The sequence below is a fragment of the Kitasatospora xanthocidica genome (assembly GCF_014656195.1).
In the GTDB taxonomy this organism is placed as follows: Bacteria; Actinomycetota; Actinomycetes; order Streptomycetales; family Streptomycetaceae; genus Kitasatospora; species Kitasatospora xanthocidica.
Genome location: NZ_BNBY01000032.1, coordinates 1 through 11,405, shown reverse-complemented (window position 1 = coordinate 11,405; position 11,405 = coordinate 1). Strand labels below are relative to the sequence as shown.

Sequence of the window (11,405 nt, the reverse complement as noted above, 5' to 3'; positions counted from 1 at the left end):
CGCGGCCGTCGCCGAGGGGTCAGGCCAGGAGGTCGGACTGGAGGGTGACGACCTGGCGGAAGGGGGCGGTGGGGATGCCGTCGGGGTTGGTCATCGTGATGACGGCCAGGATGTCGGCGGCGGAGAGGTAGGCGACACGGGCGGTGGGGTTGCCCTTGGGGCCGTTCCCGGTGGACTCCAGGGTGGTCAGGTCGACGCCGTTGACGGTGTCCCAGTCCTCGTGGGAGGTGGACTTCGTGTCGGGGGCGGCCTTCGGGGCGCTCTTGGCGCGCAGCGAGTTGTAGGTGCCCCAGGACTCGCCGGTGGAGCCGAAGCGCAGCAGCCGGATCTGGGTGCGGGTGCCGTCGGAGGCGGTCCACTCCCGGACGGTGGCCGCGCGGCAGGCGTTCGTCAGGAGGAGTTCGCGCAGCTTGGCCGGGTCCTGCTGCTCGGCGAGGATCGCGTCGCAGGGCACCCAGTCGGCCACGGCGGCGGGGCCGGGACTCGCTGCGGCCGTCGGCGAGGCCGTCGGGGACGCGGTCGGCGACGCCGTCGGGGAGCCGGAGGCGGCGGGGCTCGCGGTCGGGGCCGGGAAGGTCGGCGCGGTCAGCGCGCCGCCGGCCTCCTTGGGGACGGGCAGCAGCAGGTGGCGCAGGTCCGCGTAGTGGAGGGCCTTGCCCTTGCCGTCCGGCGCGGCCTTGCCGGAGGGCAGCGGCGGCAGGGCCAGCGGCGGGAAGGTGTAGCGGCCGTCGCTCGCGGTGGCCAGGCCCGGGATGTCGGTGCGCTCGGGGGCGGTGACGGCCAGCGCGCTGCCGGTGCCGGCGAGGGCGAACACCAGGGCGGCGCAGCTCCAGCGCACCGCGGCCTTGCGGCGCCGGGCCCGGCGGGCCTCCTGCGCGGCGATCGCCTCGGCGCTCTGCGCGGGATCGGTGAACTCCAGCGCCCCGATGGCCGGTTCGGCCACCGGCGGCACCGGCGGGGCGGCCATCGGCGGCACCGGCGGGGCGGCCATCGGCGGCACCGGCGGGGCGGCCATCGGCGGCACCGGCGGGGCGGCCATCGGCGGCACCGGCGGTGCCGCCGGAGCCGGGACCGGCGGAGCGGCCGGGGCCTCCGGGGCCGCGGCCGGGACCGGCGGGAGCGGGTCCGAGGCGGGCGGCGGCGGGGTGACGTGGTCGGTCATGCGGTCGCTCCCGGGCGGGCGAGGCGGTCGAGCTGCAGGGTGAAGAGGGCGACGATCTTGTCCTTGGGCAGCGGTGCCACGCCCTCGGCGTTCATGACGACCAGGAGGTCGCCCTCGGCGGCCGAGCACTCCAGGTAGTCGATCGGCGCGGACGGCGGCGCCGGCATCAGGTAGCAGTGCGCCTCGGGGTGGCCCGGGATCGTGGGGCCGATCCGGAACAGGCCGGTGTCGCCGGTGAAGACCGCCGTGTACTCGTTGATCCGCTGCACTTCCTGCTGGTTGAACTGGCGCAGCTTCAGGCCGATCAGCAGGTCGTCGCCGGAGGCCAGGTAGGTGCGCACGCCGGTGCCCTTGACGTGCAGGCCCTCCCAGTAGGAGCGGAGCTTGTCGCGCTTCTCCTTGGGGATCTGCTGGAGTTCGGCGTCCAGCTCGGCGGCCAGCTGCCCGCCGCTCAGCTCGGTGTCGTTGCCGTAGACGCCGTCGTCGGGGCCGAGTTCGTAACCGGCCGGGACGGGCACCAGCAGGTCGCGCAGCGCGCCGAAGTGGCTGCCGTTGGACTTGGCGCCGTACGGGGTCGCGGTCGCGGTCGGGGTGGGCGCGGCGGACGGGGCCGCGGCGGTGGCCGGGGCCGGGTCGTCGTACCGGGTCTTGATGATGCCGATGCCGATGGCCACGCCGACCAGCGCGGCCGCGACCGTCGCGGCCCCCGCCCGCAGCAGCAGCCGGGACCCGGGCACCGGGGCGGCGGGGTTCGGGACAGCGGCCTCGGGCGCGGCGGCGGTCTCGGCCGCGGGCGTCGGCTCGGAGGCCGTCTCGGGCGTCGGCTCGGGCGCGGCCGGGTGCTCGGTCACGGTGTCGTCGTTCATACGAGGCGCTCCCACTGCCGCTTGGCGAGGTCCTTGAGGACGTCGGCGCTCACCAGCTGGGTGCCGAACACCTCGATCGTCATCTGCAGCGAGCCGCGCTTGGCGACGGCTTCGCCGTAGTAGTACTGGTCGGTGCTCTCGGCCCAGCGCCGGGGGGCGGTCTCCACCTTGTAGCCGCCGGTGGCGCCGTCGGCGAACGGCAGCCAGCTGACGGACTTGGCCTGGTCGGCGCGGTCCGGGGCGAACTGGATCAGGGAGACGCGGTAGCGGACGTCGTCCTTCTTCCAGTCCACCTCGGCGGCGCGCCGGAAGCCGCGCGAGGCGAGGTCGCGGAAGGTGTAGGACGCGTTGCCGCTGTGCTCGGCGATCTCGCCGATCGAGGCCCAGGCGGGCTTGTCCGGGTAGTCGCCCCAGGGGGTGCTGCCCTCGGGGGCGGTGATCAGCAGCTTGGTCAGGTCGCCCTCGATGGCCAGCGGCGCGGGCTGCTCGGCGGCGAGGGCGGCCGGGTCGAGGACCTCGGCCGGGTAGGACGGGCGCGCCGCCTGCAACGGCGGCAGCGGCGTGGGCGGGCGCTGGGCCTGCACGGCGTAGCCGACGCCGCCGCCGGTCAGGGCGCCCAGCACCAGGGCGCAGGTGGCCAGCAGGACCGGGCGGGGGCGGCGCGGGGCGCGCGGGGCCTGCTCGGGGCCGGCCTCCAGCAGCTCGCCCGGCGCGGCGGTGAACGGATCGGCGGCGTACGGGTTGGCGGCGTACGGGCCGACGGCGGGCGGCGCGGTGGGCGGTATCGCAGGCGGCGGTACGGCGGGCGCGGGCGGCGCGGCGGGCGCGGGTACCGGCTCCGGGGGTTCGGTGGTCACGGAAGTGGCTCCAGAGGAGGAAGGAAGGGGTGGCGTCGGTGGACGGACGACGGCGGCGGCGCGCACGGGCACGCGCGCGCGGGCTCAGCCGCCCGAGGCGAGCCAGTCGCGCTGGCGCTTCATCAGCTCGCCCAGCAGCGCCGGGTCCGGCGTGCCCTTCACGTCGACGTCGATCGTGTACTGGACGTCGCCCTGGCTGGCGATGCCGGTCATCGAGCCGGTGTACGCCTGCTGCTTGGGCTTCTTGAGGTAGCCGCGGGCGTCGGGGAGGCCGGGGACGTCGACCGGGTCCAGCGACTTGATCTTGTAGCCCTTGACGAACTCGGTGGCCATCGAGGCGGAGCCGAAGTGCAGGAGGGTGACGGTCACCTCGGCCTTGCCGTCGGCCGTCCGGTACATCCGGGTCGCGCCCTCCTTGTAGCCGTAGGAGGCGAGGATGTCCTTGATGCCGTCCTGCTTGCCGAAGATGGCGGCGACGTCCTCGTCGCCCATGATCATCCCGTCCGCGGGCCCGTAGGACTCGCCGCCGGCCGGGATCGGGAGCAGGAAGAAGCGCAGGTCGCCCTCGTGCTTGCCGCCGCTGACGGTGCCCTTGACGGTGCTGGCCGGGGCGGGCTCGGTCGGGACGGCGGTCGGCACCGGGACGGGCTCGGGCGTCGGCGAGGCGCTCGCGGTGGCGCTCGCGCTCGCCGTCGGGGCGGCGGTCACGGCGGGGGCGGCGGCCGGCCGGGCGTCGGGCTTGCCGACGGCGACGGTCACCGCGGCGCTGGCCGCCGTGACGGCGAGCAGGCCGGCGGTGGCCAGCGCGACGCCGACGGCGCGCGGCAGCCGGCGCGCGGACGGCGCCTGCGCGGGCTGCGGCTCCGACTGCGACTCGGGCGCGAACGGCTGCGGCTGCGGCTGCGGCTCCGACTCGGGCGCGAACGGCTGCGACTGCGACTGCGACTCAGGCTCTGGCGCAACCGGCTGCGACTGCGACTCGAACGGCTGGGCCGGTGCCGGCGGTTCGGCGGCGGCGCTCTCGTTCTCGGGCTCGGGCAAGGGACTCCCCCAGGGAAAGAATGCGGATTCCCACACGTGGGGCCCTCGCGGGACCCACTCCCCCAGCGGGTTCCCCGGACCGTCCGTCACGCGTGTCAGCAGGCATTATGAGAGTCCGTCGACAGCCCTGCCAACAAATTCAATCACCGCACACTCACCCATTGCTTGATGAACCGGACACGCCCGTGATGCAACCGCAATGACTCCCCGCCGGGCCCGCGCGGCCCGGGGCCGACGTCCGCCGTCACCGCTTCGCCAGGGCGTGTCAGCCACGCCCCAGCCCCCTCAGGGCCGACTCCGCCGCGTGGAAGCCGGCCATCCCGTGCACCCCCGCGCCCGGCGGGGTGGCGGCGGAGCACAGGTAGGCACCGGGCACCCCGGTCGCGTACGGGTCCACCGCGAGGCGGGGGCGCAGCAGGAGCTGACGCACCGTGTTGGCTCCCCCGACGATGTCGCCGCCGACGTGGTTGGCGTTGTCCGACCGCATCCGCGCCACCGTGCGGACGGACCGGGCGCGTACCCGCGTCCGGAAGCCGGGGGCGAACCGCTCGATCTGGTCCAGGACCTGTTCGGTCGCGTCGCCCCGGTAGCCGTGCGGGACGTGGGCGTACGCTTGACATCCTCTCTGCCCTAAAGGACGGAGATTCCCGCCTGCCCCGCCGTTGACCGGCTCGGCTTCGGGTGGGTTCCTGTTTCTTCGCGCTGCGCCGGGACGATTCCCGGTCTTACCCGCGCTCCGCAGGCTGATGCCGCCAGTCCGGCGGCCTTGGCGACGTTGACCGCCGCGTTGATGTCCCGGTCGAGGACGGTCCCGCAGGCCCCGCACGTCCACACGCGGACGTCGAGGGACTTGGGGCCGTCCTTGACACCGCACACCGAGCAGACCTGAGAGGTCGGCTCGAACCGTCCGATGCGGTGGAAGACCCGGCCGAACTTCGCGGCCTTGTACTCCAGCATCGTCACGAACGCCGACCATCCGGCGTCGTGTACGGACTTGGCCATGCGGGTGCGGGCGAGTCCCTTGACCGCCAGGTCCTCCACCGCAACCGCTTGGTTCTCACGGATGATCCTGGTGGAGAGCTGGTGGTGGAACTCGCGCCGTGCGTCGGCCACCCGTGCGTGGGCGCGGGCGACCTTGATGCGGGCCTTGGCCCGGTTGTTGCTGCCCTCGGCCTTGCGGGACAGGTCCCGCTGGGCCTTCTTCAGCTTCTTCTCGGCCCGGCGCAGGAAGCGGGGGCTGTCGATCTTCGTGCCATCGGAGAGGATCGCGAAGTGGGTCAGGCCCAGGTCGATACCGACCACGGCATCCGTGGTGGGCAGCACCTCGGGGCCGGTCTCCACCACGAACGAGGCGAAGTACCGGCCCGCACTGTCCCTGACCACGGTCACCGTGGACGGGGCCGAGGGAAGGGCGCGAGACCACTTCACGTCCAGGTCACCGACCCTGGGGAGCCGGAGCTTCCCACCGGCCGTGATCTTCCATCCCGCGTTCGCCGTGAAGCGGATCGACTGCCGGCCGTCCTTGCGGGACTTGAACCGGGGCGCCCCCATGCGCGGGCGTCTGCCCTTGAGGCCGTCGAAGAAGTTCCTGTAGGCCGTGTCCAGATCGCGCAGGGACTGCTGCAACACCACCGATGACACCTCGGCGAGCCATGCCCGCTCGGGGGTCTTCTTCGCGGCGGTGAGTTGCCTGGACAGTTCTCCCGAGGGAACGAACGGCAGCCCGGCGGCTCGGGCGCTCTCACGGACGCGAAGCGCGTCGTTGAAGACCACCCGCGCACACCCGAACGCCCTTGCCAGCGCCACGCGCTGACCGGTGCTCGGATACACGCGGAAGCTGTACCGAAGCTGCACATCGACCACCATACCCTTTGGTTCATGTCACCAAGATGGAACCGAAATCCCGATGTCCGTACTGGGCGTCACGTCGTCCACAACGTGCATGTCCACTTGGTTTTCGTCACGAAGTACCGGCGCGAGGCCATGACCGACGCCATGCTGACGCGGTGCGAAGAGATCATGCGAGAGGTGTGCGCCGACTTCGAGGCCGAGCTGAAGCAGTTCAACGGCGAGGACGACCACGTGCACCTGTTGGTGCACTACCCGCCGAAGGTCCAGCTCTCCAAGTTGCCGGCCACGAGCCATCGATCGCCCCGTACGCTCGCCGCCGCCCGGTCGCGGAACCGCGCGGAGGGCACCCGGGACCACCCCGGGCCCCAGAAGAGGCCGTCGAGGTCGGTGAACGGGACCTGCCAGGCGTCGGCCAGGCTCCGGGCCACCGTGGTCTTGCCGGAGCCGGCCGCGCCGACCACCACGAGCCGGTTCATCCGGCGGCCCGGCCCCGGGCGCGGCCGGACAGGGCGCCGTACCTCTCCCGCACGCCGTACCTCTCCCGCACCCCGGACTCGACGTCGAGGATGACCAGGGCGCAGCCGGAAGGAGCGGCACACTCGGCGGCGTGCGCGTCGTCGACAGTCCTCATGCCTCGTCCCTCCGGGAGACGGCAGCCGGATCACGATCCACGGCTCAAGCTATCAACCGCCGCCGAAGGTGCGGCGGTAAGCGCCCGGGGTGGTGCCGACGGCGGTGCGAAAGCGGCGGCGCAGGTTGACGGCGGAGGCGAGGCCGACGCGGGTGGCGACGGCCTCCACGGGCAGGTCGGTGCGCTCCAGCAGGGCGCGGGCGGCGTCGATGCGCCGGGCCAGCAGCCACTGGCCGGGGCTGGTGCCCAGTTGCTCGGTGAAGCGGCGGGCCAGGGTGCGCCCGGACACCCCGGCGCGGGCGGCCAGCTCGTCCACTGTCAGGCGTTCCCCCAGGCGCTGTCCGGCCCATTCCAGCAGCGGGGCCAGTGACTCGTCCGCCCGGGCCGGCTCCGGGGTGGCGGCGTACTGCAGCTGGCTGCCCTCGCGGTGCGGGGGCAGCACCATGTGCCGGGCGACCTGGGCGGCGTAGGCGGCGCCGTGGTCGTGGCGCAGCAGGTGCAGGCACAGGTCGATGCCGGCGCCGGATCCGGCGCTGGTGGCGACGTCGCCGTGGTCGACGTAGAGGACGTCCCGGTCGACCCGCAACGCGGGGTATTCGGCGGCGAGTTGGGCGGTGCGGCCCCAGTGGGTGGTGGCGCTGCGGCCGTCGAGGAGTCCGGCTCGGGCGAGGACGAAGGCGCCGGTGCAGATGGAGACGATCCGGGCGCCGCGGGCGTGGGCGGCGCGCAGCGCGGCGAGGACGTCGGCCGGGACGGGGGAGCCGGGCGGCTGCCAGCCGGGGACGACGACGGTGTCGGCTTCCTCGAGTGCCGTCAGGCCGTCCTCGACCAGCAGGGGGACGCCGAGGGTGGTGGGTACCGGGCCGGGGGTGCGGGTGCACAGCCGGAAGTCGTAGTGGGCGGTGAGTCCGGGCCGTTCGGTGCCGAAGACCTCGGCGGCGCAGGCGAGTTCGAAGGGCGACTGGGGCGCGCCGAGCAGGGCCACCACCCGGTGGCGGCGCGCGGCGGGCGTACGGACAAGGGCGGTTCCGGTGCTCTCCGGGGCTGCGACGCTCATGTCAGGAATGTACCCGAGGATGTCTTTTAGGACTCTGGGGCGGTGGGTGCGGGGGCGGCCACAGTGGGGGCATGGACGACAACGAGATGGAACTGAAGACGTCGCTGCTGGTGGACGAGGTGGAGCCGGTGGAGGTCGCGCCGGGGATCGTGCGGCGCCGGCTGACGGCCACCGGGTACGCGCGCGGCTGGCTGATCGACTTCGCGCCGGGCAGCCGGTGGCCGGAGGTGGACGTGCACGACGCCGAGGAGCGGTACTTCGTGCTGAGCGGGGAGGTGATCGAGGGCGAGGAGCGTCACCCGGCGGGCAGCTACGTGGTGTTCGCGCCGGGCAGCAGCCACCGGCCGCGCACGGAGACGGGCGCGCGGATGCTCGGGGTCACCGTGACGAAGGCCTGAACACCCGACCACCCCGGCACCGGGCGGCCCGTGACGATGTCGCGGCCCCGTCACCGCTCGGCACGGATCCCGGCCCTGGGGTGTGGGCGGGCCCCCGGGCGGTAGGAGGATCGGCGGGAGGGCCGGACGACGGGGGAAGGACGGCGACGTGGGCGACCTGACGTACGGGCGGCGGGGGTGGGGGTGGGCGGCGCCGGCCGCGGTGGCGCTGGCGGTGCTGGCCGTCGCGGGCGGGTCGGCGGTGTGGGCGTGGTCGCAGGACCGGCCGGTGGGCGGGGCGCGGCTGTGGGTGTGCGCCGTGGCGCTGGCGGTGGCCGTCGCCGCCGGCGTCCCGCTGAGCCGCCGGGCGGCGGGCCGCGGTTTCGCGCCGGTCGCCTCCTTCGCGGTGCTGCTCCTGCTGGCGCTGTGGGGTACGGCGTTCGCGGCGGCCCAGGCCGCCGACACCGTCCGCACCCGGGTGCACGAGCCGCCGAGCGTGTGGGCGGTGGTGACGCACTGCCGGGTGACCGGCCAGGTGGCGGTGGAGGGCGGCGGGCTGGGCGACCGGACGTACGGCTGCACCTACCGGTGGAGCGTGGACGGTCGGCAGTTCAGCGAGGAGCGCCCGGTCGACAAGCCCTACCCGGACAACCACGAGGTCAAGGTCTGGTTGGAGGACGGCGGGCGGATGACCACCGGGCGGCCGAGCCTGCTGGCGATCCCGTTCTGGATCGTGCTGGCCCTGGCCTGCCTGGCCGCCGCGGTGGCCTCGGCCGTCCGGCTGGGCGGGTGGGCCGAGGACGCGGGCCTGCGCGGACCTTGACGGGCGGTCAGTCCCAATAGGCAGTCAGTCGACATATGCCGTTGGCCTGCCTATTGTGGTCGGTGCGGTGGCCGTCGTGCCGCCGCGCCCCTGACCCCTGCGCGAGAGGACCGCCGTGCCCCGACTCCCCCGTGCCACCCGCACATTCACCCTCGGCGCCACCGCCGTCGTGACGCTGGCGCTGGCCGTGCCGCCCGCCCTGGCCCTGCCGGCGGCGGGCGCCCCCGCGCCGGACGCGGACCCGGTGCCCGCCCTGGTGGCCGGCACCGACACCGCCGCCCCGCGACTGGTGACCGGCCTGTCCGACCCCGCCCCCGGCGACCCGGCGCCCGCCGCGCTCGCCCACCTCGCGGCCCATCCCGACCGCTACCGCGTCGACACCGGCGAGCTGGCCGAACTCGGCTCCACCCAGGGCCCCGACGGCCGGCGCACCGTCAGGTTCGAGCAGCGCCACGGCGGGATCCCCGTGCTCGGCGGCCAGTACCTGGTGCACCTGACCGGCCAGGGCGCCGGGCAGAAGGTGCAGTCGGCGGGCGGGCGCTACTTCACCGGGCTCACCGCCCCCACCACCCCCGCCGTCCCGGCCGGGACGCTGCGGCAGGCGGCGCTCGCCGAACTCCCCGACCCGCGCTCCCGCGACTCGGCCACCGCCGAGGACCTCGGAGCGGTGATCCTGCCCGGCGGCGGCGGCCGCCTGACCGAGCACTTCACCGTGCGCGACAAGGCCGCCGCCACCGCCCGGGAGGTGTACGTCGACGCCACCACCGGCACCGTCGCCCTCGCCCACGACGCCCGCGCACCCCGGCCCGCGACCGCCGCGACGACCACCGCCGCTCCCGCCGTGCCCGCCGACGGCCTCCAGCCCGCCACCGGCACCGCCCCCGACGTCCACGGACGCACCACCGCCGTGCACATCGCCAAACGGGCCGACGGCACCTACCAGTTCACCGACCTCACCCGCCCCGCCCCCATCACCACCTACGACGCCGACGGCCGCGACGCGGGCGACTTCGACCACGTGCCCGTCCCCGCCGACGCCGTCCCCGCCTCCTCCCCCACCCCCGCCTTCCCCGCCGCCACCGGCGAGCACGGCGCCACCGACGCCCACGTCAACGCCGGTATCGTGTACGACTTCTACCGCGACCGGCTGGGCCGCGACGGCCTGGACGGCAAGGGCGGGGCGATCGTCTCCGTGGTGAACGCGAGCGACGGCGGCAAGCCGTTCCCGAACGCGTTCTGGGACGGCTCCAAGATGGTCTACGGCTCCGGCGGCCCCGACTACTACCCGTTCTCCGTCGCCCTGGACGTGGCCGGGCACGAGATGACCCACGGCGTCGTCGAGCACACCGCCAACCTGTTCGCCCTCGGCCAGCCCGGCGCCATGAACGAGGGGATCTCCGACTACTTCGGCAACGCCATCGAGGCCACCGCCCGCGGCCTGTCCATGGACGACCCCGCCGCCGCACTGCTCGGCGAGGGCCTGTGCCGCGGCGGCACCCCGCAGGCCTGCGCCCAGCGCCGCCTGGACGACCACCGCACCACGGTGGCCGACTACCTGGGCACCCGCTACGAGATCGACCAGGGCGGAGCGCACTACAACTCCACCATCTTCAGCGGGGCGCTGTGGGACATCCGGCGCACCCTCGACCCGCTCACCGCCGACCGGGTCGTCTACCACGCGCTCGCCGACTACCTCACCCCGCTGGACGACTTCACCGCCGGCCGCGACGCGGTCCTCTCGGCCGGCCGCGACCTGGGCCTGACCAAGCGTCAACTGCGCTCCGTCGCCGCCGCGTTCGACGCGCACGGGATCACCACCGGCTGGCAGAAGCGGCTCGGCACCGACAGCCGCACCCTGCTGCCGAACATCTCCAACGGCATGGCCACCCCGGCCGTCGCCCGCGGCCACTGGCTGATCCTCGGCGACGGTCCCGCCGGCACCGGCCTGTACACCGGCACCGTCGACGGGCACGGCACCCCGGTGCGCCTCAGCCCCGAGGACGGCCGCATCCACAGCTGGGCCACCACCGACGGCACCAACGCCGTCTGGGCGGCCATGGGCGGCCCCCAGGGCGCGGGCCAGGAAGTGCTGACCGCCCCGCTCAGCGGCGCCGGCCCCGTACGCAGCGTCTTCCGCTCCACCAGCACCGCCCAGCAGCTCGGCAACGCCCGGATCTCCGGCACCGACATCGCCTTCACCCTCACCGAGAACGGCCACACCCGGCCCTACCTGAGCCACGACGGCGGCGCGCCGGTCGCCCTCCCGCTGCCCGAGGGGCACGACGCGTCCGGACTCGCCCTCAAGGACGGCACCCTCGCCTGGAACGAGACCTGGCGCGACGGCGACGGCCGGCTGGTGACCGTACCGACGCTCTACTCCGTCGCCGCCGGGAAGATCACCGCCCGCTACCCCGAACACGCCCCGGCCGGAACCGGGCCCGGCAGCGCCGCCTCCCTCACCCTGGCGAGCGGACGCCTGCTGTGGCTGGACTTCCCCGCCGACCAAACCCGGCACGCCACCATCCGCTCCGCGGCCCTGGACGGCTCGGGCATCGCCGACCTGCTGAGCGGCGACTCCCCGAACGCCCCGCGCTCCACCGTCCTCACCGCCTCCGACCAGGCCGTCACCTACCGGGTCGACAGCGACAAGCCCGCCGGCGGCTGGACCAACGCCGCCCTGCCCAAGCTGTGGCAGGTCCCGCTCACCGGCGGCACCCCGCAGCGCCTCTCCTGCGACCGC

Annotated in this window: 12 protein-coding genes and 1 pseudogene; 4 read left to right on the top strand and 9 right to left on the bottom strand. The window is 74.6% G+C overall.

Going from position 1 to position 11,405, the window contains the following annotated elements; translation table 11 throughout:
• Positions 1 to 19: 19 nt before the first annotated feature.
• From IE332_RS34505 to IE332_RS34480, 6 genes are all read right to left on the bottom strand, one after another.
• Entirely contained in the window at positions 20 to 1,162 is a 1,143-nt protein-coding gene (locus tag IE332_RS34505) for a hypothetical protein (protein ID WP_189924344.1), read from the bottom strand.
• Positions 1,159 to 2,028 carry a hypothetical protein gene (locus IE332_RS34500; protein ID WP_189924342.1) on the bottom strand — a complete coding sequence of 290 codons (870 nt, stop codon included), beginning with the start codon at positions 2,026 to 2,028 and terminating at the stop codon, positions 1,159 to 1,161. Before IE332_RS34500 ends, IE332_RS34505 begins: the two co-directional genes overlap by 4 nt.
• Positions 2,025 to 2,885: a hypothetical protein gene (locus tag IE332_RS34495; protein ID WP_189924340.1), complete on the bottom strand. Its 861-nt coding sequence runs from the start codon at positions 2,883 to 2,885 to the stop codon at positions 2,025 to 2,027. The genes IE332_RS34500 and IE332_RS34495 overlap by 4 nt, the downstream gene beginning before the upstream one ends.
• 84 nt (positions 2,886 to 2,969) lie before the next feature.
• A complete protein-coding gene (locus IE332_RS34490) occupies positions 2,970 to 3,926 on the bottom strand; it encodes a hypothetical protein (RefSeq protein WP_189924338.1) in 957 nt (318 codons plus the stop codon).
• 265 nt (positions 3,927 to 4,191) lie between these two features.
• The gene (locus IE332_RS41470; RefSeq protein ID WP_229929143.1) at positions 4,192 to 4,413 is read right to left on the bottom strand and encodes a hypothetical protein; all 222 of its coding nucleotides are present in this window, start codon (positions 4,411 to 4,413) and stop codon (positions 4,192 to 4,194) included.
• 143 nt (positions 4,414 to 4,556) lie between these two features.
• Positions 4,557 to 5,780: an RNA-guided endonuclease InsQ/TnpB family protein gene (locus IE332_RS34480; RefSeq protein WP_189924477.1), complete on the bottom strand. Its 1,224-nt coding sequence runs from the start codon at positions 5,778 to 5,780 to the stop codon at positions 4,557 to 4,559.
• A 24-nt stretch (positions 5,781 to 5,804) separates the two neighbouring features.
• Between IE332_RS34480 and tnpA the strand changes: the two are divergent.
• Positions 5,805 to 6,056: pseudogene (gene tnpA / locus IE332_RS34475) on the top strand (IS200/IS605 family transposase); the annotation flags it as partial.
• Here the strand turns inward: tnpA and IE332_RS34470 are convergent.
• Genes IE332_RS34470 through IE332_RS34460 form a run of 3 tightly spaced genes read right to left on the bottom strand, consistent with a single transcriptional unit; the run spans position 6,026 to position 7,465 of the window.
• On the bottom strand, positions 6,026 to 6,253 hold the full coding sequence (locus tag IE332_RS34470; protein ID WP_189924489.1) for an AAA family ATPase: 228 nt from the start codon (positions 6,251 to 6,253) through the stop codon (positions 6,026 to 6,028). The pseudogene tnpA and the gene IE332_RS34470 overlap by 31 nt on opposite strands.
• Positions 6,250 to 6,408: a hypothetical protein gene (locus tag IE332_RS34465; protein ID WP_189924487.1), complete on the bottom strand. Its 159-nt coding sequence runs from the start codon at positions 6,406 to 6,408 to the stop codon at positions 6,250 to 6,252. Before IE332_RS34465 ends, IE332_RS34470 begins: the two co-directional genes overlap by 4 nt.
• Before the next feature lie 52 nt (positions 6,409 to 6,460).
• Positions 6,461 to 7,465 (bottom strand): GlxA family transcriptional regulator, encoded by a 1,005-nt coding sequence (locus IE332_RS34460; protein WP_189924336.1) that lies wholly within the window; start codon positions 7,463 to 7,465, stop codon positions 6,461 to 6,463.
• A gap of 71 nt (positions 7,466 to 7,536) precedes the next feature.
• On the opposite strand from IE332_RS34460, the gene IE332_RS34455 reads away from it, so the two are divergent.
• The 3 genes from IE332_RS34455 to IE332_RS42080 all read left to right on the top strand — a co-directional run.
• Positions 7,537 to 7,863, top strand: a complete 327-nt coding sequence (locus IE332_RS34455; RefSeq protein ID WP_189924334.1) for a cupin domain-containing protein — start codon at positions 7,537 to 7,539, stop codon at positions 7,861 to 7,863.
• A gap of 148 nt (positions 7,864 to 8,011) precedes the next feature.
• On the top strand, positions 8,012 to 8,665 hold the full coding sequence (locus IE332_RS34450) for a hypothetical protein (protein WP_189924332.1): 654 nt from the start codon (positions 8,012 to 8,014) through the stop codon (positions 8,663 to 8,665).
• 115 nt (positions 8,666 to 8,780) lie between these two features.
• On the top strand, positions 8,781 to 11,405 hold a 2,625-nt coding region (locus tag IE332_RS42080), incomplete at its 3' end, for a M4 family metallopeptidase (protein WP_189924329.1).